Raw genomic sequence first — 22460 nt, forward strand, 5'->3', positions numbered from 1 at the left:
GCCTGCAGCCAGCGGCGTAACGCGACCAAGCCGCGGTGGAAACGCCCGGGCCACCTCTTCTTCAAGCTGCGGGAGCGGCAGCGACTGGAGCTTACGAATGCGCGCTGGCGCGTCATACCACACCAGCGACGCCCAGTCGTCGAACAGGGGTAAAAACGCCCGCGGCCCGTCCGGCGTAAACTGCTGCCAGGTGCTGTCGCCAGGCTCATCTTCGCATTTCACGGTGATCAGCATGCAGGACTGCTGATATTGCCAGGCGTGAACGCCGATCCCCGCCCACTGTCTTACCTGAGAATTAGCCCCGTCGGCGCCGACCACCAGACCTGCCTTCAGCGTGTCGCCGTTGCTAAAGCGCAGCAGATGCCCCTGCTCTACCGCCTCCATGGCGGTAAGCGGCGTCGCCACCGTTAAGGTCACTCGATCATGGTCCGCCAGCGCCTGCCACAGGGCGAGCTGCAGCACGTTGTTCTCCACCATATAGCCAAGCTCCGGCAGCTTCAGCTCAGCGGCATCAAACACCACATGGGCATTTTCCCACTCCCAGGTCTCCAGCCGACGATAGCGATGCGCGCGCATCGCCAGCACCGAATCCCAGACGCCAAGACCGCGCAGCAGGCCAACCGACGAGGCGCTAATGGCGGAAATACGCACATCCGGCGGCGCGGCAGCAAAGAACGCAGGCGGCGCCTGATGTTCAATGACCGTCACCGAAAATCCGTGTTGGGCAAGCCCCAGCGCCAGCGCGCCACCGACCATTCCTCCGCCGACCACGGCGATATCCGTTTGTTGCATGCTCATGGTGAATTGTCCTTAAACCTGAATCCCTTAAGTTTACCGGATTTTTCCCCTTTCAGGTGAGGCTGGTCAGCACACGACCAAAGCATTACAATACGCGCCCTGCATTCCTGAGCATGAGCAAGTCGATGACAAAAAAACTCCACATTAAAACCTGGGGCTGTCAGATGAACGAATACGATTCATCAAAGATGGCCGATCTGCTGGATGCCACCCACGGCTATCAATTGACCGAGGTCGCAGAAGAAGCGGATGTGCTGCTGCTTAATACCTGCTCAATCCGTGAAAAGGCCCAGGAGAAAGTCTTCCATCAGTTGGGTCGCTGGAAGCTGTTAAAAGAGAAAAATCCGGACCTGATTATCGGCGTTGGCGGCTGCGTTGCTTCCCAGGAAGGCGACCATATCCGAAGCCGCGCCCACTATGTCGATATTATTTTCGGGCCGCAAACCCTGCACCGCCTGCCGGAGATGATCAACGCCGTGCGCGGCAACCGCAGCCCGGTCGTGGACATCAGCTTCCCGGAAATCGAAAAATTTGACCGCCTGCCGGAACCCCGCGCAGATGGTCCAACGGCGTTCGTCTCCATCATGGAAGGCTGCAACAAATACTGCACCTACTGCGTCGTTCCGTATACCCGTGGCGAGGAAGTCAGCCGTCCGAGCGACGATATTCTGTTTGAAATCGCCCAACTGGCGGCGCAGGGCGTCCGTGAAGTCAACCTGCTGGGGCAGAACGTCAACGCCTGGCGCGGCGAAAACTACGACGGCACTACCGGCTCCTTCGCCGACCTGCTGCGTCTGGTTGCCGCCATCGACGGTATTGACCGTGTCCGCTTCACCACCAGCCATCCGATTGAGTTCACTGATGACATCATCGAGGTGTACCGCGATACGCCGGAGCTGGTGAGCTTCCTGCACCTGCCGGTGCAGAGCGGCTCCGACCGCGTGCTGAACCTGATGGGGCGTACCCATACCGCGCTGGAATATAAGGCTATCATCCGTAAACTGCGCGAAGCGCGCCCGGACATTCAGATTAGCTCCGACTTTATCGTCGGTTTCCCGGGTGAAACCACTGATGACTTCGAGCGCACGATGAAGCTGATTGCCGACGTTAACTTCGACATGAGCTACAGCTTTATCTTCTCCGCACGTCCGGGCACGCCAGCGGCCGATATGGTCGACGATGTCCCTGAAGAGGAGAAAAAACAGCGCCTGTATATCCTGCAGGAACGCATCAATCAGCAGGCGATGGCCTGGAGCCGCCGCATGCTCGGCACCACCCAGCGCATCCTGGTGGAAGGCACCTCCCGCAAGAGCATCATGGAGCTGTCGGGACGCACTGAGAACAACCGCGTGGTGAACTTTGAAGGCACCCCGGATATGATCGGGAAATTCGTCGATGTCGAAATCGTCGACGTCTACCCGAACTCCCTGCGCGGCAAGCTGGTGCGCACAGAGGAAGAGATGGGCCTGCGCGTCGTGGAATCGCCGGAATCGGTGATTGCCCGCACCCGTAAAGAGAACGACCTCGGCGTTGGACACTTCCAGCCTTAATCCCTGCGGCCTGCCCTACGGGCAGGCCCTTGTATTTCCCTTCCCTGTCCCCATATCCACAGCAATGCTTGCGCCTTTATCCTGTGCAGTAAATAATTTCGATATGGACGATGACTCGCAGCGCCCTCTGGCACGACACATATACGAGGAACAGTTTGAACATAGATACCCGTGAACTCACTCTTGAACCAGCAGATAACGAACGTCTGTTGAGCCTTTGCGGCCCCTTCGATGACAATATCAAGCATCTGGAACGACGCCTGGGCATCGAAATCAACCGCCGCGATAATCACTTCAAACTTACCGGACGCGCCATTTGCGTGGTTGCCGCCGCCGATATTCTGCGTCGTCTGTATGTCGATACCGCCCCGCTGCGCGGGCAGATTCAGGATATCGAGCCGGAACAGATCCATCTGGCGATTAAAGAGGCCCGGGTGCTGGAGCAAAGCGCCGAGAGCGTACCGGATTACGGTAAAGCCATCAACATCAAAACCAAGCGCGGGGTGATTAAGCCGCGTACGCCGAACCAGGCGCAGTACATCGCCAATATCCTCGATCACGACATCACTTTCGGCGTGGGCCCGGCGGGAACGGGGAAAACCTACCTCGCCGTCGCAGCCGCCGTGGATGCCCTTGAGCGCCAGGAAATTCGTCGTATCCTGCTGACCCGTCCGGCAGTGGAAGCGGGGGAAAAGCTCGGCTTCCTGCCAGGCGATCTCAGTCAGAAAGTCGACCCATATCTGCGCCCGCTGTATGACGCGCTGTTCGAAATGCTGGGCTTTGAGAAGGTCGAGAAGCTTATCGAGCGTAACGTTATCGAAGTGGCGCCGCTTGCCTATATGCGTGGCCGTACGCTGAACGACGCCTTTATCATCCTGGATGAGAGCCAGAACACCACCATTGAGCAGATGAAGATGTTCCTGACCCGTATCGGCTTTAACTCGAAAGCGGTGATCACCGGCGACGTGACGCAGATAGATCTGCCGCGCAATACCAAGTCTGGCCTGCGCCACGCCATTGAAGTGCTGGCGGAGGTGGACGAAATCAGCTTTAACTTCTTCCACAGCGAAGACGTGGTACGCCATCCGGTCGTTGCCCGTATCGTGACCGCCTATGAGGCGTGGGAAGAAGCGGAACAAAAACGTAAAGCGGAACAGGCCGCCGAGCGTAAACGCGAAGCCCAGGCGATGCAGGAGCAAAAATGAGTGCCGTGATTTTAGATTTACAGCTGGCGTGTGAAAACGAGGCCGGTCTGCCGCAGGAGGCGCAGTTTCAGCGCTGGCTGGATGCCGTTATTCCGCAGTTCCAGGAAGAGTCGGAAGTCACCATTCGTTTGGTGGATGACGCCGAGAGCCACGAGCTAAACCTGACCTACCGCGGTAAGGACAAGTCGACCAACGTGCTCTCCTTCCCGTTTGAGGCTCCGCCGGGCATGGAGATGCCGCTGCTGGGGGATCTCATCATTTGCCGCCAGGTGGTGGAGCGCGAAGCCGAAGAACAGGGCAAACCCCTGGAGGCGCACTGGGCGCATATGGTGGTTCACGGCAGTCTGCATCTGTTGGGTTACGACCACATTGAAGATGACGAAGCCGAAGAGATGGAAAGTCTGGAAACAGAGATAATGCTTGCTCTGGGCTATGATGATCCGTACATTGCCGAGAAAGAATAGTTCGTACGGCAGCCCGCTGCCGTAACGACATAAAATGCCGTCTGGCGCTGAGTTTACGCGCGGCGGCGAACCATTCACTAACATGAGACCCCATACGACGCCATGAGCGACGACAATTCACACAGTAGCGACACTTTACACAGCAAAAAGGGATTCTTTTCCCTGTTACTGAGCCAACTGTTCCACGGCGAACCCAAAAACCGTGACGAACTGCTGGCGCTGATCCGTGATTCCGGGCAGAACGATCTTATCGATGAAGATACGCGCGACATGCTCGAAGGGGTAATGGATATCGCTGACCAACGCGTCCGCGACATCATGATCCCCCGCTCTCAAATGATTACCCTGAAACGCAACCAAACCCTGGACGAGTGCCTCGACGTCATTATTGACTCCGCGCATTCGCGTTTTCCGGTGATCAGCGAAGACAAAGATCATATTGAAGGGATTCTGATGGCCAAAGATCTGCTGCCGTTTATGCGCAGCGATGCCGACGCCTTCAGCATGGAAAAAGTGTTGCGCCAGGCGGTGGTGGTGCCGGAAAGTAAGCGTGTCGATCGCATGCTGAAAGAGTTCCGCTCCCAGCGCTACCATATGGCGATTGTGATTGACGAATTTGGCGGCGTCTCGGGTCTGGTGACCATTGAAGACATCCTCGAACTGATCGTCGGCGAAATTGAAGATGAATACGATGAAGAAGACGATATCGATTTTCGTCAGCTAAGTCGCCACACCTGGACGGTGCGCGCGCTGGCACCGATTGAAGACTTCAACGACGCCTTTGGCACCCACTTCAGCGATGAAGAGGTCGATACCATCGGCGGTCTGGTCATGCAGGCGTTCGGTCATCTGCCTGCCCGCGGTGAGTTCATTGACATCGACGGTTACCAGTTCAAAGTTGCGATGGCCGACAGTCGTCGTATTATCCAGGTTCATGTCAAACTTCCGGATGACGCGCCACAACCGAAACTGGAAGATTAATTAAACGGGACGACAAATCTACATGGCATTTGCCTCTCTCATTGAACGCCAGCGCGTGCGCTTGTTGCTGGCGCTACTTTTCGGCGCCAGCGGTACGCTGGCATTTTCCCCTTACGACGTCTGGCCTGCCGCGATTATCTCGCTGATGGGCCTGCAGGGCTTAACCCTGAATCGCCGTCCTCTGCAAAGCGCCTGGATTGGTTTTTTCTGGGGAATGGGCCTGTTCGGTACCGGTATTAACTGGGTCTATGTCAGTATCTCTCAGTTCGGCGGCATGCCGGGACCGGTCAACGTGTTCCTTGTCGTGCTGCTGGCCGCGTATCTCTCGCTCTATACCGGCCTGTTCGCCGGGGTGCTGAGCCGCCTGTGGCCGAAAACGAGCTGGGTGCGCGTGGCGCTCGCCGCGCCGGTCGTCTGGCAGATAACCGAGTTTTTACGCGGCTGGGTGCTCACCGGCTTCCCGTGGTTGCAGTTCGGTTACAGCCAGATTGACGGCCCGCTGAAGGGTCTGGCGCCGGTAATGGGCGTCGAGGCGATTAACTTCCTGCTGATGATCGTCAGCGGCCTGCTGGTGCTGGCGGCGCTGCAGCGCAACTGGCGCCCGCTGGCAGCCGCGCTGGTGCTGTTCGCCCTGCCGTTCCCGCTGCGCTACATCCAGTGGTACCAGCCGTTGCCGGAGCGCGCCACCCAGGTGTCGATGGTACAGGGCGACATCCCGCAGTCGCTGAAGTGGGACGAAAAAGAGCTTATTAATACGCTGAAGATTTATCTCGACGCCACCGAAAAGGTGATGGGATCGTCACAGCTGATTATCTGGCCGGAGTCGGCTATTCCCGACCTTGAAATCAACCAACAGCCGCTGCTCAGCATGATGGACAATATGCTGCGCGCGAAAGACAGCTCGCTGATTACCGGGATTGTGGACGCACGGCTTAACGCCCAGAACCGCTACGACACCTACAACACCATCATCACGCTGGGTAAAGACAATCCCTACAGCTACAACTCCACCAACCGCTACGACAAAAACCATCTGGTGCCGTTTGGCGAGTTTGTCCCGTTGGAGTCGATTCTGCGCCCGCTGGCGCCGTTCTTCGACCTGCCGATGTCGTCGTTCAGTCGCGGCGCTTACATCCAGCCGCAGCTCTCTGCGCATAACCTGAAGCTGACGGCCGCCATCTGCTACGAAATCATTCTCGGCGAGCAGGTGCGCGACAACTTCCGCCCGGATACCGACTTCCTGCTGACCATTTCGAACGACGCCTGGTTCGGTAAATCGATAGGTCCGTGGCAGCACTTCCAGATGGCGCGGATGCGCGCGCTGGAGCTGGCGCGACCGCTGCTGCGCAGCACCAACAACGGCATTACCGCCGTGATTGGGCCACAGGGCGACGTTCAGGCAATGATCCCGCAGTTCACGCGCGACGTGCTGACGACAAAAGTCACCCCGACGACTGGCCTGACGCCGTACGCGCGCACCGGCAACTGGCCGCTGTGGGCGCTGACCGTGCTGCTGGGCTTCGGCGCGCTGGTCATGAGTCTGCGCCAGCGCCGCAAGTAACCTTCCCCATTCCCTCTCCCGCAGGAGAGGGAATATCTCCTTCGCCAGACGCCAGTTCTGGCACGTCAATTGCTTTATTCCCTTACGGTTATCGCGAACCCCGCAACGATGCAACCTTGTTGCACCACCCTGTTTCACCGGTAGCACCTTTCAGGTGCAATGAGGGATTTTTGCCTTCAATTGGTGCGGCGCGCTTCGCAAAAATAAACAATAACGCAGCAAAATCTTTACATTAAGCCAAACTAAATGCTAACAAACAGGCTTAACAGACACTGCACGAAAAAGTTGCAGGCAATAACAACACAACATTCACAATGGGTATCGATGCGTCACGTTACCTGGCGCTGACGATAAAAGGAGTTGGATATGCAATTACGTAAACTGGCCGCAGCAATGCTGGTGATGGGAATGTCCGCCGGGCTTGCTCATGCTGATGACACCGCACCCGCAGCCGGACAGAGCACGCTGGATAAAGTAGCCAAAAACGGCGTTATTGTGGTCGGCCACCGTGAGTCCTCAGTCCCGTTCTCATACTATGACAACCAGCAAAAGGTCGTCGGTTATTCTCAGGATTACTCCAACGCTATCGTTGACGCGGTGAAGAAAAAGCTCAACAAGCCGGATCTACAGGTCAAACTTCTGCCAGTGACCTCGCAAAACCGTATTCCGCTGTTGCAAAACGGCACCTTTGACTTCGAATGCGGCTCCACCACCAACAACCTTGAGCGTCAGCAGCAGGCGTCTTTCTCTGACACTATCTTCATCATCGGCACCCGCCTGCTGGTGAAAAAAGACAGCCCGATTAAAGACTTCCCGGACCTGAAAGACAAAACCGTGGTCGTCACTTCCGGCACCACCTCTGAAGTTCTGCTGCATAAGCTGAATGACGAGAAGCAAATGAACATGCGCATCATCAGCGCGAAGGACCACGGCGACTCTTTCCGCACGCTGGAAAGCGGCCGCGCCGTGGCCTTTATGATGGATGATGCGCTGCTGGCCGGCGAACGCGCCAAAGCGAAGAAGCCGGATGACTGGGTTATCGTCGGCACGCCGCAGTCCAAAGAAGCCTATGGCTGCATGCTGCGTAAAAATGACCCTGAGTTCAAAAAGCTGATGGATGACACCATTGCTCAGGCGCAAACCTCCGGGGAAGCCGAGAAGTGGTTCGACAAATGGTTTAAGAACCCCATTCCTCCGAAAAACCTGAACATGAACTTTGAACTGTCGGAAGACATGAAGGCTCTGTTTAAAGCACCGAACGATAAAGCGCTTAACTAATTAAAACAATGAGGGGCGGGACCTCCTGCCCTCACGATTATCAGGAAGCACGGACAGACTATACGCAGCGTGGTCGTTCCCCACGCTACGCGAATAAAACAGCCTCCTGATTAATCTTCGAGGGTAGCGCTGCTACCCTTTTTTTTCGGAGTAGATTTATGTCAATAGACTGGAACTGGGGAATCTTCCTGCAACAGGCCCCGTTCGGCAACACCACCTACCTCGGCTGGCTGTGGAGTGGTTTCCAGGTCACCGTCGCGCTGTCGATTACCGCCTGGATTATCGCTTTCTTCGTCGGCTCACTGTTCGGCATTCTGCGTACCGTACCCAACCGCCTTCTCTCCGGTATCGGCACGCTGTACGTTGAACTGTTTCGTAACGTCCCGCTTATCGTGCAGTTCTTTACCTGGTATCTGGTTATCCCGGAACTGCTGCCCACGAACATCGGTACCTGGTTTAAATCCGAACTCGATCCGAATATTCAGTTTTTCGTCTCCTCGATGCTGTGTCTGGGCCTGTTTACCGCCGCTCGCGTCTGCGAACAGGTACGCGCCGCCATACAGTCGCTGCCGCGTGGACAGAAAAACGCCGGTCTGGCGATGGGCTTAACCCTGCCGCAGACCTACCGCTATGTTCTGCTGCCGAACGCCTATCGCGTCATCGTGCCGCCAATGACCTCCGAAATGATGAACCTGGTGAAAAACTCGGCCATCGCCTCCACCATCGGTCTGGTGGACATGGCCGCGCAGGCGGGCAAGCTGCTGGACTACTCGGCCCATGCCTGGGAGTCGTTTACCGCCATCACCCTGGCGTACGTGCTGATCAACGCGGTGATTATGCTGGTCATGAACCTGGTTGAACGTAAGGTCCGCCTGCCTGGCAACCTGGGGGGCAAATAATGTACGATTTTGACTGGAGTTCGATAATTCCCTCCCTGCCTTATCTGTTTGATGGGCTGCTTATCACATTGAAAATCACCGTGACCGCGATCGTAATCGGGATAGTCTGGGGCACGCTATTGGCGGTTATGCGCCTGTCGACCTTCCTGCCGCTGTCGTGGTTTGCCAAAACCTACGTCAACGTCTTCCGTTCGATACCGCTGGTGATGGTGCTGCTGTGGTTCTATCTGATTGTGCCCGGTTTTCTGCAGCAGGTGCTTGGCCTGTCGCCGAAAACGGATATTCGCCTGATTTCCGCGATGGTGGCGTTTTCAATGTTTGAAGCGGCCTACTACTCGGAAATCATCCGCGCCGGGATCCAAAGCATCTCCCGCGGACAATCCAGCGCCGCGCTGGCGCTGGGCATGACCCACTGGCAGTCCATGCAGCTCATCATCCTACCGCAGGCGTTTCGCGCCATGGTGCCGCTGCTGCTCACTCAGGGCATCGTGTTGTTCCAGGATACCTCCCTGGTCTACGTCCTGAGCCTTGCGGACTTCTTCCGTACCGCCTCTACCATCGGCGAACGTGATGGTACCCAGGTTGAGATGATCCTGTTCGCAGGTGCCGTCTATTTTGTGATTAGTTTAAGCGCGTCGCTGTTGGTCAGCTGGCTGAAGAAAAGGACAGTGTAATGATTTCCCTGAAAAATGTTTCTAAATGGTATGGTCACTTTCAGGTGCTGACCGATTGCTCCACGGAAGTCAAAAAAGGCGAAGTGGTGGTCGTGTGCGGCCCATCCGGTTCCGGTAAATCGACGCTGATTAAGACCGTCAACGGCCTGGAGCCGGTGCAGCAGGGCGAGATCCTCGTCGACGGTACGAAGGTCAACGACAAAAAAACCGACCTGGCTAAACTGCGCTCCCATGTCGGCATGGTGTTCCAGCATTTCGAGCTGTTCCCGCACCTGTCTATCATCGAAAACCTGACGCTGGCGCAAGTCAAAGTGCTCAAACGCGACAAAACCGCCGCCCGCGCCAAAGGGCTGAAGCTGCTGGAGCGCGTTGGGCTGGCGGCACATGCAGAGAAATTCCCGGCGCAGCTTTCCGGCGGCCAGCAGCAGCGTGTCGCAATCGCCCGCGCGCTGTGTATGGACCCGATCGCCATGCTGTTTGATGAACCCACCTCGGCGCTCGACCCGGAAATGATCAACGAAGTACTGGATGTGATGGTCGAACTGGCTCACGAGGGCATGACCATGATGGTGGTCACGCACGAAATGGGCTTCGCCCGTAAAGTGGCGAACCGCGTCATCTTTATGGACGAGGGAAAAATCGTTGAGGATTCGGATAAAGACGACTTCTTCGATAACCCGAAATCCGAACGCGCAAAAGACTTCCTCGCCAAAATTCTGCACTGATCCTCACGGCGCGCACCAATGTGCGCGCTGCTTCACGCTTTACTGCCCGTCATCTCGTTTCTTTCGTGCCCTGGCATTAACCTTGTCGCAACCAGCACGCAGACCAACATTGAGGAGAGCGACCGGGCCTTTTCATTCAGGGTTCAAACGGCTGGCGCTGGAACTGATCGTGCCCACACTTCGGGCAGCGCGGCAGAATATCCGGCGAGTAGATAGCCAGGTGAAAATGGCACTTCTCGCACACCAGGTTGCCAAGCCCCACCACTTCGCCGCTGTGGTAGACGCCGTGATGGTTCAGGTCCTGAAACACCTCCCGCCATTCCAGTTGGGTTTTATCAGTAATGTCCGCCAGCTCCTGCCAGAGGCTCTCTTTAATCACGCGCATGAAGACGCTGTCTTTGAGCTCATCCTGGCTTTCGTGGTAGCTCAGCGCGAACTCCTCAAGGTCGCGGCGCACCGCCCGCGTCAGCTCCTCGATTTCGGTACGCGTTAACTCCCCGGTCTGGCTGACGCGCAGGCGCGCCTGCTCCACCAGCGCATCGATGTCGCGTTCGCCGTGACGCAGCCGTTCCGTTAGCGTGGCGACCAGTTCGCGATAATATTGAGCAACCTTGTTCATTGTTTCATCTCCCGGGCGGTTAACGTCTTCTAATAGTAGACCTTATTTCCTTCACGCTTTGTCAGCCAGGACACAGAGTATGTAAATATTCGCCGCCGCTTAGTGTGTGAAAGGCTGTTTTGACGTGCCCGTTTGGGCTATGCTATGCGGATCTGAGATACCACATCCATTGGCTACGTTTGTAGCTGTATTGAAAACAGGACCACTGGCTGCCATGCAAGAGCAATACCGCCCGGAAGAGATAGAATCGAACGTCCAGCAACATTGGGATGAAAAGCGCACTTTTGAAGTCACTGAAGACAACAGCAAAGAGAAATACTACTGCCTGTCGATGCTTCCCTATCCTTCTGGCCGACTACACATGGGCCACGTGCGTAACTACACCATTGGCGATGTGATTGCCCGTTACCAGCGCATGCTGGGTAAAAACGTGCTGCAGCCTATCGGCTGGGACGCATTCGGTCTGCCAGCGGAAGGGGCTGCGGTAAAAAATAACACCGCGCCTGCGCCGTGGACGTATGACAACATCGCCTACATGAAAAACCAGCTCAAAATGCTGGGCTTCGGCTATGACTGGAGCCGCGAGCTGGCGACCTGTACCCCGGAATACTACCGCTGGGAGCAGAAGTTCTTCGCCGAGCTGTATAAAAAAGGCCTGGTGTACAAGAAGACCTCTGCGGTGAACTGGTGCCCGAACGACCTGACCGTACTGGCGAACGAGCAGGTGATCGACGGCTGCTGCTGGCGCTGCGATACCAAGGTCGAGCGTAAAGAGATCCCGCAGTGGTTCATTAAGATAACCGCCTACGCCGACGAACTGCTGAACGATTTAGATAAGCTGGATCACTGGCCGGACACGGTGAAAACGATGCAGCGTAACTGGATCGGTCGTTCCGAAGGGGTGGAAATTACCTTTAATGTTAACGGTTACGACAACACGCTGACCGTTTACACCACCCGCCCGGACACCTTCATGGGCGCCACTTACCTGGCGGTCGCCGCAGGTCACCCGCTGGCGCAGAAAGCCGCCGCGAGCAACCCGACGCTGGCGGCGTTTATTGACGAATGCCGTAACACCAAAGTGGCCGAAGCCGATATGGCGACCATGGAGAAAAAAGGCGTCGATACCGGCTTTAAAGCGGTTCACCCGCTGACCGGCGAAGAAATTCCGGTATGGGCCGCGAACTTCGTGCTGATGGAGTACGGCACCGGCGCAGTCATGGCCGTTCCGGGTCACGATCAGCGCGATTTCGAATTTGCCACTAAATACACACTCCCCATCAAGCCGGTTATTCTGGCCGCTGACGGCTCGGCGCCGGATCTTTCCGCGCAGGCGCTGACTGACAAAGGCGTGCTGTTTAACTCCGGTGAGTTTGACGGTCTGGCCTTTGACGATGCGTTTAACGCCATCGCCGACAAGCTGACAGCCCTTGGCGTGGGCGAACGTAAGGTAAACTTCCGTCTGCGCGACTGGGGCGTTTCCCGCCAGCGCTACTGGGGCGCGCCAATCCCAATGGTCACCCTGGAAGATGGCACCGTGATGCCGACGCCGGAAGATCAACTGCCGGTTATCCTGCCGGAAGACGTGGTAATGGACGGCATCACCAGCCCGATCAAAGCCGATCCGCAGTGGGCGAAGACCACCGTTAACGGTCAGCCTGCGCTGCGTGAAACCGACACCTTCGATACCTTCATGGAATCCTCCTGGTACTATGCGCGCTACACCTGCCCGCAGTATCAGGAAGGCATGCTGGACTCCGACGCCGCCAACTACTGGCTGCCGGTGGACATCTACATCGGTGGTATCGAACACGCCATTATGCACCTGCTCTACTTCCGCTTCTTCCACAAGCTGATGCGCGACGCGGGTATGGTCAACTCCGACGAACCGGCGAAACAACTGCTGTGTCAGGGGATGGTGCTGGCAGATGCGTTCTACTACGTCGGGGCAAACGGCGAGCGTAACTGGGTTTCTCCGGTTGATGCCATCGTTGAGCGTGACGAGAAAGGCCGTATCGTGAAGGCAAAAGACGGCGAAGGACATGAGCTGGTTTATACCGGCATGAGCAAAATGTCCAAGTCGAAAAACAACGGCATCGATCCGCAGGTGATGGTTGAACGCTACGGCGCGGACACCGTACGTCTGTTTATGATGTTTGCCTCCCCGGCAGATATGACGCTGGAATGGCAGGAATCCGGCGTGGAAGGCGCGAACCGCTTCCTGAAACGCGTCTGGAAACTGGTTTACGAGCACACCACCCTGGGCCCGGTTGCGACGCTGAACGTGGATACGCTGAACGACGATCAGCAGGCGCTGCGTCGCGACGTGCATAAAACAATTGCGAAAGTGACCGATGATATCGGCCGCCGTCAGACCTTCAATACCGCCATTGCGGCAATTATGGAGCTGATGAACAAGCTGGCGAAAGCGCCGACCGACGGCGAACAGGATCGTGCGCTGTTGCAGGAAGCACTGCTGGCGGTCGTGCGTATGCTGAACCCGTTCACCCCGCATATCTGCTTCACGCTGTGGCAGACCCTGGGCGGCGCAGGCGATATCGATAACGCACCGTGGCCGGTTGCCGACGACAAAGCGATGGTGGAGAACAGCACCCTCGTGGTGGTCCAGGTCAACGGCAAGGTTCGCGGCAAAATCACCGTACCGGTGGATGCGACCGAAGAACAGGTACGCGCGCGTGCAGGCCAGGAGCACCTGGTGGCAAAATATCTTGATGGCGTTACCGTGCGCAAAGTAATTTACGTGCCGGGTAAACTGCTTAACCTGGTCGTTGGCTAAGCGCAGGAGGAAGCGTGCGAATTCTGACAACGTTGTTGTTATCTCTGGCGGTACTGATTACCGCCGGATGCGGTTGGCACCTGCGTAGCACAACGCAGGTTCCGACTTCCATGAACAAAATGATCCTGGACTCCGGCGATCCAAACGGCCCGCTGAGCCGCTCGGTACGCAACCAGCTGCGTCTTAACGGTGTTGACATCGTTGAATACAGCGCGGTGAATAAGGATGTTCCGTCGCTGCGCCTGCTCGGCGCGAGTATCTCTAAAGATACTGCGTCCGTGTTCCAGAACGGTCAGACGGCGGAATACCAGATGGTGTTGACCGTTAATGCCAGCGTCCTGATCCCGGGCCATGACATCTACCCGATCCAGACCAAGGTGTATCGTTCCTTCTTCGATAACCCGCAGCAGGCGCTGGCAAAAGATGCGGAGCAGGACATGATCGTCCAGGAGATGTATGACAAAGCCGCAGAACAGCTGATCCGTAAGCTGCCAAGCGTGAAGGTGGCGGAGAAAGACACCGCCAACAAGAGCGCAAAACCGGCCACGGGCAACACCAGCGCCCCGACCGGAACGCGTGTCTCCACCACGCTGGGTAACTGATGATTCGGTTGTACCCGGAACAACTTCGCGCGCAGCTCTCTGAAGGGCTGCGCGCGGCGTATCTGCTGCTCGGCAATGACCCCCTTCTGCTTCAGGAAAGCCAGGACGCCATCCGCGAACAGGCGGCTTCTCACGGTTTCGACGAACACCATACTGCCAACATTGACACCAGCACCGACTGGAATGCCCTGTTTTCCCTGAGCCAGGAGCGAAGCCTTTTCGCCAGCCGTCAGACCCTGATGCTGCTGCTGCCTGAAAACGGCCCAAATGCCGCCATTAACGAACAGCTCAGCGCGTTAATCGGGCTACTGCATGACGACCTGCTGCTGATCGTGCGCGGCAATAAGCTGACCAAAGCCCAGGAAAATGCGGCCTGGTTTACTGCGCTCGCCAATCGTTCGGTGCAGGTCAGCTGTCAGACGCCGGAGCAGGCGCAACTGCCCCGTTGGCTGGCCGCGCGCGCCAAACAGCAAAACCTGCATCTGGATGAGGCCGCCAGCCAGCTTCTGTGCTATTGCTATGAGGGCAACCTGCTGGCGCTGGCGCAGGCGCTGGAGCGGCTGTCGCTGCTGTGGCCTGATGGTAAGCTGACGCTGCCGCGCGTTGAGCAGGCGGTCAATGATGCCGCCCACTTCACGCCGTTCCACTGGCTGGATGCGCTGCTGGCGGGCAAAAGCAAACGCGCGCTGCATATTCTGCAACAGCTGCGTATGGAGGGGAGCGAACCGGTTATCCTGATGCGAACCCTGCAACGTGAGCTGCTGCTGCTGGTGAATTTAAAACGCCAGTCGGCGCACACACCGTTGCGCGCGCTGTTTGATAAGCACCGCGTCTGGCAAAACCGTCGTCCGTTGGTCAGCGACGCGCTCAATCGGCTAAGCGTCGATCAACTGCGCCAGTGCGTCTCGCTGCTGGCGCGTACCGAGCTGACCCTTAAGCAGGACTACGGCCAGTCAGTCTGGGCCGAGCTGGAAAGTCTTTCGTTGTTGTTTTGCCACAAAGCGCTGGCAGATGTCTTTATTGATGGTTGATATGAAGCAATTGCAGGCTATTTACGGCGGCACCTTTGATCCGGTGCATTATGGACACCTCAAGCCAGTGGAAACCCTGGCTAACCTGATTGGTTTGTCCAAAGTCATCATTGTGCCGAATAACGTTCCGCCGCATCGCCCGCAGCCGGAGGCGACCAGCGAGCAGCGCAAGCATATGCTGGAACTGGCCATTGCCGACAAGCCGCTGTTTGTACTGGATGAGCGGGAGTTACAGCGCGACACCCCCTCTTATACCGCCGAAACGCTGCGGCAGTGGCGCCAGGAGATAGGGCCGGAGCAACCGCTGGCGTTTATTATCGGCCAGGATTCGCTGATCAATTTTCCAGGCTGGCACGACTACGAGAGCATTCTCGACAACGCGCACCTGCTGGTCTGCCGTCGCCCCGGTTATCCGATGATGATGAGGGACGATACGCATCAGCGCTGGCTCGACGCACACCTCACCTCGACAGCAGACGACCTGCACCTGCTGCCTGCGGGCAAAATTTACCTTGCCGAAACGCCGTGGTTCAACATCTCCGCGACCCTTATTCGCGAGCGACTGCAACAGGGCGAATCCTGCGCCGATATGCTGCCAGCATCGGTCCTGACCTATATTGAACAACAGGGCTTGTATCACGCGCGCTGACGCGCTGATGACGGTTTCGCAGATTTTATCCGGGTAAGCCCTCCTCAGACCATTGACACGCCCTCACAGACTGCTATCCTCCGCAGCCAGACTTCGCCCACCCGCCGGTTTACAGAAATTGTTTTACAAAAATGGCGATGCATTCATGGCGTTGGGATGGGATGATAGCCCGCCTGTCGCGCCCGTCGGCTGACATTTGTCCCGACAACACCGTCATTTCAGGTATACTGACGGGCTGTTTATTGTTATTAATTCACAACCCCAGGGGGAATACACTTGCAGGGTAAAGCACTCCAGGATTTTGTTATCGACAAAATTGATGACCTGAAAGGTCAGGACATCATTGCCTTAGACGTTCACGGTAAATCCAGTATCACCGACTGCATGGTTATCTGCACCGGCACCTCCAGCCGCCATGTGATATCCATTGCTGACCACGTTGTACAGGCGTCCCGCGCAGCGGGCCTGATGCCGCTTGGCGTGGAAGGCGAAAATGCCGCAGACTGGGTCGTCGTTGATTTAGGCGATGTGATTGTCCACGTCATGCAGGAAGAGAGCCGTCGCCTGTATGAGCTGGAAAAACTCTGGGGTTAATGCGTGAAGCTGCAGCTCATCGCCGTCGGCACCAAAATGCCGGATTGGGTTCAGACCGGATTCACCGAGTATTTACGCCGTTTCCCGAAAGATATGCCGTTCGAACTGGTGGAAGTCCCCGCCGGTAAGCGCGGCAAAAATGCGGATATCAAGCGCATCCTCGAGAAAGAAGGCGAAATGATGCTGACTGCGGCGGGCAAAAATCGCATTGTGACGCTGGATATCCCGGGAAAACCCTGGGATACGCCGCAGTTGGCTCGCGAGCTGGAACGCTGGAAGCAGGATGGCCGCGACGTCAGCCTGTTGGTTGGCGGCCCGGAGGGGTTATCCCCGGCCTGTAAAGCCGCCGCAGAGCAAAGTTGGTCCCTTTCCACGCTGACGCTCCCCCACCCTCTGGTGCGAGTGCTGGTCGCAGAAAGCCTGTACCGGGCGTGGAGCATTACCACCAACCATCCTTATCACCGTGAGTAATGATGACCAGGTTAGATTAAGCAGCGGATGAAACTACAGAATTCTTTTCGCGACTATACGGCTGAGTCTGCGCTGTTTGTGCGCCGGGCGGTGGTCGCCTTTACGGGGATTTTGCTGCTTACCGGCGTACTGATCGCCAACCTCTATAATCTGCAGATCGTCCGTTTCACCGATTACCAGACGCGCTCGAACGAGAACCGCATCAAGCTGGTGCCGATTCCCCCGAGCCGCGGCATTATTTATGACCGTAACGGCACACCGCTGGCGCTGAACCGCACCATTTACCAGCTTGAATTAATGCCGGAGAAAGTTGATAACCTGCAGCAGACGCTGGACGACCTGCGTAGCGTCGTCGATCTCACCGATGACGATATCGCCAACTTTAAAAAAGAGCGCTCCCGCTCGCACCGCTTTACCTCCATCCCGGTCAAAGTCAACCTGACGGAAGTGCAGGTGGCGCGCTTTGCCGTGAACCAGTACCGTTTCCCCGGCGTGGAAGTCAAAGGCTATAAGCGTCGTTACTACCCGTACGGTTCCGCACTGACCCACGTCATCGGCTACGTATCGAAAATTAACGATAAAGACGTTGAACGGCTGGATAAAGACGGCAAGCTTGCCAACTACGCCGCCACGCACGATATCGGCAAGCTTGGGATTGAGCGCTACTACGAAGACATATTACATGGCCAGACCGGCTACGAAGAGGTTGAGGTTAACAACCGCGGTCGGGTCATTCGCCAGTTGAAAGAAGTACCGCCGCAGGCCGGACACGATATTTACCTGACGCTGGATCTGAAGCTACAGCAGTATATTGAAACCCTGCTTGCCGGCAGCCGTGCGGCGGTCGTGGTGACCGACCCGCGTACCGGCGGGATTCTGGCGCTGGTGTCGATGCCAAGCTACGACCCGAACCTGTTCGTCGACGGCATCACCAGCAAAGACTACTCGACGCTGCTGAACGACCCCAACACGCCGCTGGTCAACCGCGCGACGCAGGGGGTTTACCCTCCAGCATCAACGGTGAAACCGTATGTGGCGGTCTCCGCGCTCAGCGCGGGCGTCATCACCCGCAATACCGGCTTATTTGACCCCGGCTGGTGGCAGTTGCCCGGCTCCGAAAAACGTTTTCGCGACTGGAAAAAATGGGGCCACGGCCACCTGAACATCACCAAAGCGCTGGAGGAATCGGCGGATACCTTCTTCTACCAGGTGGCGTACGACATGGGCATCGATCGTCTTGCCGAGTGGATGGGGAAATTTGGCTACGGCCATTATACCGGCATCGATCTCTCGGAAGAGCGCTCCGGCAACATGCCGACCCGCGAATGGAAGCTCAAACGCTATAAGAAACCGTGGTATCAGGGCGACACCATTCCGGTGGGGATCGGCCAGGGCTACTGGACGGCGACGCCGGTACAGATGAACAAAGCGCTGATGATCCTGATTAACGACGGCGTGGTGAAAGTACCGCATCTGTTGATGAGCACCGTCGAAGAAGGTAAACAGGTGCCATGGGTGCAGCCGCATGAAGCGCCGGTCGGCGATATCCATTCCGGCTACTGGGAAATCGCCAAAGACGGCATGTACGGCGTGGCCAACCGCCCGAACGGCACCGCGCATAAATACTTCGCTGGCGCCCCGTACAAAATTGCGGCGAAATCCGGTACCGCGCAGGTCTTCGGCCTGAAAGCAAACGAAACCTATAACGCGCATAAGATTGCTGAACGTCTGCGTGACCACAAGCTGATGACGGCCTTTGCGCCTTACGACAATCCCCAGGTCGCCGTGGCGATGATTCTGGAAAACGGCGGCGCGGGCCCGGCTGTCGGTACCATCATGCGCCAGATACTTGACCACATTATGCTGGGCGACAACAACACCGACCTGCCGTCAGAAAACCCGGCAGCCGCAGCGGCGGAGGACCAATAATCATGACGGATAATCCGAACAAAAAATCGCTGTGGGACAAAATCCACATCGACCCCACCATGCTGCTTATCCTGCTGGCGCTGCTGACCTACAGCGCCCTGGTTATCTGGAGCGCCAGCGGCCAGGATATCGGCATGATGGAGCGCAAAATTGGTCAGATCGCCATGGGTCTGGTCATCATGGTGGTGATGGCGCAGATCCCGCCGCGCGTCTACGAGGGGTGGGCGCCATGGCTGTACATTTTCTGTATTATTCTGCTGGTGGCGGTTGACGCCTTCGGCGCCATCTCGAAAGGGGCGCAGCGCTGGCTCGACCTTGGTGTCGTGCGTTTCCAGCCCTCGGAAATCGCGAAGATCGCGGTGCCGCTGATGGTGGCGCGCTTTATCAACCGCGACGTCTGTCCGCCGACGCTGAAGAACACCGCCATTGCGCTGGTGCTGATTTTCCTCCCGACACTGCTGGTGGCGGCGCAGCCTGACCTCGGAACGTCGATCCTCATCGCCCTTTCCGGTCTGTTCGTCCTGTTCCTTGCGGGGTTAAGCTGGCGGCTGATTGGCGTGGCGGTGGTGCTGATCGCCGCATTTATCCCCATTTTGTGGTTCTTCCTGATGCATGACTATCAGCGGCAACGCGTTATGATGCTGCTGGACCCGGAAACAGATCCGCTCGGCGCGGGATACCACATTATTCAGTCTAAAATAGCTATTGGGTCCGGCGGTCTGCGCGGCAAAGGCTGGCTGCACGGCACCCAGTCGCAGTTGGAATTCCTGCCAGAACGTCACACCGACTTTATCTTTGCGGTGCTGGCGGAAGAGCTGGGGCTTATCGGCATTCTGATACTGCTGGCGCTGTACGTGCTGCTTATCATGCGCGGACTGTGGATTGCCGCCCAGGCGCAGACCTCCTTTGGTCGCGTCATGGCCGGTGGTTTAATGTTGATTTTATTCGTTTATGTCTTCGTAAATATTGGTATGGTGAGTGGGATCTTGCCAGTGGTAGGCGTACCGTTACCGCTGGTCAGCTATGGGGGCTCAGCCCTGATCGTACTGATGGCCGGGTTTGGTATTGTGATGTCGATACACACCCACAGAAAAATGTTGTCGAAAAGCGTATAAGGGGAGCGCAATGCGCAAGCTTTGGATTGGAGTCTGCATCGCCTCGGGGCTGTTGGTAGCGTGTTCAAGTGATGATGGTCAACAGCAGACTGTCACGACGCCGAAACCGGCGGTCTGTAATGGACCCGCCGTGGAAATCAGCGGTGCCGATCCGCATTATGAACCTCTGAATCCATCAGCGAATCAGGATTATCAGCGCGACGGCAAGAACTATAAGATTGTTCAGGATCCGGCGAATTTCAGCCAGGCGGGTCTTGCCGCCATCTATGATGCAGAGCCGGGCAGCAACCTCACCGCCTCCGGCGAGGCGTTTGACCCGGTGCAGTTGACGGCGGCGCATCCTACGCTGCCGATTCCGAGCTACGCGCGAATCACCAACCTGGCGAATGGCCGTATGCTGGTAGTGCGCATTAATGACCGCGGCCCCTACGGCAACGATCGCGTTATCTCACTCTCGCGCGCGGCGGCAGATCGTCTGAACACTTCTAATAACACCAAAGTACGTATCGACCCGATTATCGTGGCCCAGGATGGTTCGCTTTCCGGCCCCGGCATGGCCTGTACGACGGTGGCGAAACAAACCTACGCGCTGCCTTCCCGCCCTGACTTAAGCGGTGGTATGGGAGACGCGTCTTCGGTGCCGCAGGCTTCCGCCCCTCAGGGGGATGTGAAAGCCATCAGCAACGATACGCTCAAACCGCAGGATAATACCGGCGCACCGGTGAACTCTGGCGGTTTCCTGGGCGCGCCGACGCCGCTCGCCAGCGGCGTCCTGGAAGATAACGCCCCGGTTGTACCGCCTGCTGCGCAAACCGCCGCAGCGCCTGCCGCTGCCGCTCCAGCCGCGGCGACCTCCGGCAGCTATGTGGTGCAGGTTGGCGCCGTCAGCGATCAGGCGCGCGCGCAGCAGTATCAGCAGCACCTGAGCCAACAGTTTTCCGTGCCGGGCCGCGTGACAGCAAACGGCGCCGTCTGGCGTATCCAGTTAGGGCCGTTCGCCAACAAGGCGGACGCCAGCACGCTGCAGCAGCGTTTACAAAGCGAAGCGCAGCTGCAGTCGTTTATTACTCACGCCAACTAATGCATGGGACGGGCATCCTGAAAGCGCTGCGTATGTAAAAGTCGCTAACACTCTCGTACGTAAACCAGGATGCCTGCTCATAGAGCATTTGTTATAGTAAGGCACTTTTTTTAACTCCATCACGGATGTCGTTGTTCTGACCATGAAGACCTCTTTTTCTGCTCGTTTACTTATCACGGCGCTGTCCGTTGCGGTGCTCTCCTCCGCCGCGCATGCCGATGATCTGAATATCAAAACCATGATCCCCGGCGTTCCGCAAATTGATGCGGAGTCTTATATCCTTATCGATTACAACTCAGGGAAAGTTCTGGCGGAACAAAATGCCGACGAACGCCGTGATCCCGCCAGCCTGACCAAAATGATGACCAGCTACGTCATCGGCCAGGCGATGAGAGCCGGGAAATTTAAGGATTCCGATCTGGTCACCGTCGGCAACGACGCCTGGGCCACCGGCAACCCGGTATTCAAAGGCTCATCGTTGATGTTCCTCAAACCGGGCATGCAGGTGCCGGTATCACAGCTGATCCGTGGTATTAACCTGCAGTCGGGTAACGACGCCTGCGTAGCAATGGCCGACTATGTCGCCGGCAGTCAGGACGCGTTCGTCGGCCTGATGAACAACTACGTCAATGCGCTGGGCCTGAAAAACACCCACTTCCAGACCGTTCACGGCCTGGATGCTGATGGCCAGTACAGCTCCGCCCGCGATATGGCGATGATCGGCCAGGCGTTGATCCGTGACGTACCGAACGAATACTCCATCTACCGTGAAAAAGAGTTTACCTTTAACGGCATCCGCCAGCTGAACCGTAACGGTCTGCTGTGGGACAATAGCCTGAACGTCGATGGCATCAAGACCGGTCATACCGACAAAGCGGGCTACAACCTCGTCGCTTCCGCGACCGAAGGCCAGATGCGTCTGGTGTCCGCCGTGATGGGTGGTCGCACCTACAAGGGCCGTGAAACCGAAAGCAAAAAGCTGCTGACCTGGGGTTTCCGCTTCTTTGAAACCGTAAGCCCGCTGAAAGCAGGGAAAGAGTTCGCCTCTGAACCGGCCTGGTTCGGCAACACCGATCGTGCCTCCCTGGGTGTGGATCAGGACGTCTACCTGACCATCCCACGCGGTCGTATGAAGGATCTGAAAGCCAGCTATGTGCTGAACACCACCGAACTGCACGCGCCGCTGCAGAAAAACCAGGTTGTTGGCACCATTAACTTCCAGTTGGACGGTAAAACCATCGAACAGCGCCCGCTGGTGGTGCTGCAGGAGATCCCTGAAGGCAACTTCTTCGGCAAAATCATTGATTACATTAAGTTAATGTTCCATCACTGGTTTGGCTAAAAAGTGAACACTTGAAAGTGCTCACTTTATCCCAATATACTTACAATGTTGAACACGTCTCCCGCGTTTATCGCGGGAGTCGTTTTTTTAATCCA

At 57.0% G+C, this 22460-nt stretch carries 21 protein-coding genes; 19 read left to right on the top strand and 2 right to left on the bottom strand.

Annotated features, from left to right (window positions below; genetic code table 11):
- Positions 1 to 798 (bottom strand): FAD-dependent oxidoreductase (locus tag JO226_RS03215; RefSeq protein WP_293489964.1); only part of this gene is annotated, 798 nt, incomplete at its 3' end.
- A gap of 125 nt (positions 799 to 923) precedes the next feature.
- Between JO226_RS03215 and miaB the strand changes: the two genes are divergently transcribed.
- The 9 genes from miaB to JO226_RS03260 all read left to right on the top strand — a co-directional run bounded on the left by miaB (position 924) and on the right by JO226_RS03260 (position 10135).
- Complete coding sequence (miaB, locus tag JO226_RS03220; RefSeq protein ID WP_293489965.1) at positions 924 to 2348, top strand: tRNA (N6-isopentenyl adenosine(37)-C2)-methylthiotransferase MiaB; 1425 nt, start codon at positions 924 to 926, stop codon at positions 2346 to 2348.
- Positions 2349 to 2503: 155 nt separating this feature from the next.
- Positions 2504 to 3553, top strand: a complete 1050-nt coding sequence (locus JO226_RS03225; protein ID WP_293489966.1) for a PhoH family protein — start codon at positions 2504 to 2506, stop codon at positions 3551 to 3553.
- Positions 3550 to 4017: an rRNA maturation RNase YbeY gene (gene ybeY / locus JO226_RS03230; protein ID WP_293489967.1), complete on the top strand. Its 468-nt coding sequence runs from the start codon at positions 3550 to 3552 to the stop codon at positions 4015 to 4017. The genes JO226_RS03225 and ybeY overlap by 4 nt, the downstream gene beginning before the upstream one ends.
- Before the next feature lie 102 nt (positions 4018 to 4119).
- Positions 4120 to 4998 (top strand): CNNM family magnesium/cobalt transport protein CorC, encoded by an 879-nt coding sequence (gene corC, locus JO226_RS03235; RefSeq protein ID WP_293489968.1) that lies wholly within the window; start codon positions 4120 to 4122, stop codon positions 4996 to 4998.
- 22 nt (positions 4999 to 5020) lie between these two features.
- Positions 5021 to 6559, top strand: coding sequence for an apolipoprotein N-acyltransferase (gene lnt / locus JO226_RS03240; RefSeq protein ID WP_293489969.1), 1539 nt, complete (start codon positions 5021 to 5023; stop codon positions 6557 to 6559).
- A gap of 366 nt (positions 6560 to 6925) precedes the next feature.
- On the top strand, positions 6926 to 7837 hold the full coding sequence (locus JO226_RS03245) for an amino acid ABC transporter substrate-binding protein (protein WP_293489970.1): 912 nt from the start codon (positions 6926 to 6928) through the stop codon (positions 7835 to 7837).
- Between the two features lie 158 nt (positions 7838 to 7995).
- A complete protein-coding gene (locus JO226_RS03250; RefSeq protein WP_293489971.1) occupies positions 7996 to 8736 on the top strand; it encodes an amino acid ABC transporter permease in 741 nt (246 codons plus the stop codon).
- Positions 8736 to 9410, top strand: coding sequence for a glutamate/aspartate ABC transporter permease GltK (gene gltK, locus JO226_RS03255; protein ID WP_293489972.1), 675 nt, complete (start codon positions 8736 to 8738; stop codon positions 9408 to 9410). Before JO226_RS03250 ends, gltK begins: the two co-directional genes overlap by 1 nt.
- The gene (locus JO226_RS03260) at positions 9410 to 10135 is read left to right on the top strand and encodes an amino acid ABC transporter ATP-binding protein (protein WP_293489973.1); all 726 of its coding nucleotides are present in this window, start codon (positions 9410 to 9412) and stop codon (positions 10133 to 10135) included. The genes gltK and JO226_RS03260 overlap by 1 nt, the downstream gene beginning before the upstream one ends.
- Positions 10136 to 10271: 136 nt before the next feature.
- Here the strand turns inward: JO226_RS03260 and JO226_RS03265 are convergent, their stop codons facing one another.
- Complete coding sequence (locus JO226_RS03265) at positions 10272 to 10754, bottom strand: zinc ribbon-containing protein (protein WP_293489974.1); 483 nt, start codon at positions 10752 to 10754, stop codon at positions 10272 to 10274.
- 214 nt (positions 10755 to 10968) lie between these two features.
- On the opposite strand from JO226_RS03265, the gene leuS reads away from it, so the two are divergent.
- The 10 genes from leuS (at position 10969) to dacA (ending at position 22365) form a co-directional block, all read left to right on the top strand.
- Positions 10969 to 13551, top strand: coding sequence for a leucine--tRNA ligase (leuS, locus tag JO226_RS03270; RefSeq protein ID WP_293489975.1), 2583 nt, complete (start codon positions 10969 to 10971; stop codon positions 13549 to 13551).
- A 14-nt stretch (positions 13552 to 13565) separates the two neighbouring features.
- Positions 13566 to 14153 (top strand): LPS assembly lipoprotein LptE, encoded by a 588-nt coding sequence (gene lptE / locus JO226_RS03275; RefSeq protein ID WP_293489976.1) that lies wholly within the window; start codon positions 13566 to 13568, stop codon positions 14151 to 14153.
- A complete protein-coding gene (holA, locus tag JO226_RS03280; protein ID WP_293489977.1) occupies positions 14153 to 15184 on the top strand; it encodes a DNA polymerase III subunit delta in 1032 nt (343 codons plus the stop codon). Before lptE ends, holA begins: the two co-directional genes overlap by 1 nt.
- A 1-nt stretch (position 15185) precedes the next feature.
- Positions 15186 to 15833: a nicotinate-nucleotide adenylyltransferase gene (gene nadD / locus JO226_RS03285; RefSeq protein ID WP_293493313.1), complete on the top strand. Its 648-nt coding sequence runs from the start codon at positions 15186 to 15188 to the stop codon at positions 15831 to 15833.
- 276 nt (positions 15834 to 16109) lie between these two features.
- On the top strand, positions 16110 to 16427 hold the full coding sequence (rsfS, locus tag JO226_RS03290; protein ID WP_293489978.1) for a ribosome silencing factor: 318 nt from the start codon (positions 16110 to 16112) through the stop codon (positions 16425 to 16427).
- 3 nt (positions 16428 to 16430) lie between these two features.
- A complete protein-coding gene (gene rlmH, locus JO226_RS03295; protein ID WP_293489979.1) occupies positions 16431 to 16898 on the top strand; it encodes a 23S rRNA (pseudouridine(1915)-N(3))-methyltransferase RlmH in 468 nt (155 codons plus the stop codon).
- A gap of 27 nt (positions 16899 to 16925) precedes the next feature.
- Positions 16926 to 18827, top strand: a complete 1902-nt coding sequence (mrdA, locus tag JO226_RS03300) for a peptidoglycan DD-transpeptidase MrdA (protein WP_293489980.1) — start codon at positions 16926 to 16928, stop codon at positions 18825 to 18827.
- Between the two features lie 2 nt (positions 18828 to 18829).
- Positions 18830 to 19942, top strand: coding sequence for a peptidoglycan glycosyltransferase MrdB (mrdB, locus tag JO226_RS03305; protein ID WP_293489981.1), 1113 nt, complete (start codon positions 18830 to 18832; stop codon positions 19940 to 19942).
- Between the two features lie 10 nt (positions 19943 to 19952).
- Positions 19953 to 21023: an endolytic peptidoglycan transglycosylase RlpA gene (gene rlpA / locus JO226_RS03310; RefSeq protein ID WP_293489982.1), complete on the top strand. Its 1071-nt coding sequence runs from the start codon at positions 19953 to 19955 to the stop codon at positions 21021 to 21023.
- A 142-nt stretch (positions 21024 to 21165) separates the two neighbouring features.
- Entirely contained in the window at positions 21166 to 22365 is a 1200-nt protein-coding gene (gene dacA / locus JO226_RS03315) for a D-alanyl-D-alanine carboxypeptidase DacA (protein ID WP_293489983.1), read from the top strand.
- Positions 22366 to 22460: the final 95 nt, after the last annotated feature.

Source organism: Pluralibacter sp., assembly GCF_019237635.1.
Taxonomy (GTDB): Bacteria; Pseudomonadota; Gammaproteobacteria; order Enterobacterales; family Enterobacteriaceae; genus Enterobacter_B.

Coding starts and splice junctions, on each gene's coding strand:
- mrdA (WP_293489980.1), top strand. CDS start 16,926: ATGAAACTACAGAATTCTTTTCGCGACTATACGGCTGAGTCTGCGCTG.
- JO226_RS03265 (WP_293489974.1), bottom strand. CDS start 10,754: ATGAACAAGGTTGCTCAATATTATCGCGAACTGGTCGCCACGCTAACG.
- rlpA (WP_293489982.1), top strand. CDS start 19,953: ATGCGCAAGCTTTGGATTGGAGTCTGCATCGCCTCGGGGCTGTTGGTA.
- holA (WP_293489977.1), top strand. CDS start 14,153: ATGATTCGGTTGTACCCGGAACAACTTCGCGCGCAGCTCTCTGAAGGG.
- miaB (WP_293489965.1), top strand. CDS start 924: ATGACAAAAAAACTCCACATTAAAACCTGGGGCTGTCAGATGAACGAA.
- lnt (WP_293489969.1), top strand. CDS start 5,021: ATGGCATTTGCCTCTCTCATTGAACGCCAGCGCGTGCGCTTGTTGCTG.
- nadD (WP_293493313.1), top strand. CDS start 15,186: ATGAAGCAATTGCAGGCTATTTACGGCGGCACCTTTGATCCGGTGCAT.
- corC (WP_293489968.1), top strand. CDS start 4,120: ATGAGCGACGACAATTCACACAGTAGCGACACTTTACACAGCAAAAAG.
- JO226_RS03250 (WP_293489971.1), top strand. CDS start 7,996: ATGTCAATAGACTGGAACTGGGGAATCTTCCTGCAACAGGCCCCGTTC.
- mrdB (WP_293489981.1), top strand. CDS start 18,830: ATGACGGATAATCCGAACAAAAAATCGCTGTGGGACAAAATCCACATC.
- ybeY (WP_293489967.1), top strand. CDS start 3,550: ATGAGTGCCGTGATTTTAGATTTACAGCTGGCGTGTGAAAACGAGGCC.
- JO226_RS03260 (WP_293489973.1), top strand. CDS start 9,410: ATGATTTCCCTGAAAAATGTTTCTAAATGGTATGGTCACTTTCAGGTG.
- JO226_RS03245 (WP_293489970.1), top strand. CDS start 6,926: ATGCAATTACGTAAACTGGCCGCAGCAATGCTGGTGATGGGAATGTCC.
- dacA (WP_293489983.1), top strand. CDS start 21,166: ATGAAGACCTCTTTTTCTGCTCGTTTACTTATCACGGCGCTGTCCGTT.
- leuS (WP_293489975.1), top strand. CDS start 10,969: ATGCAAGAGCAATACCGCCCGGAAGAGATAGAATCGAACGTCCAGCAA.
- gltK (WP_293489972.1), top strand. CDS start 8,736: ATGTACGATTTTGACTGGAGTTCGATAATTCCCTCCCTGCCTTATCTG.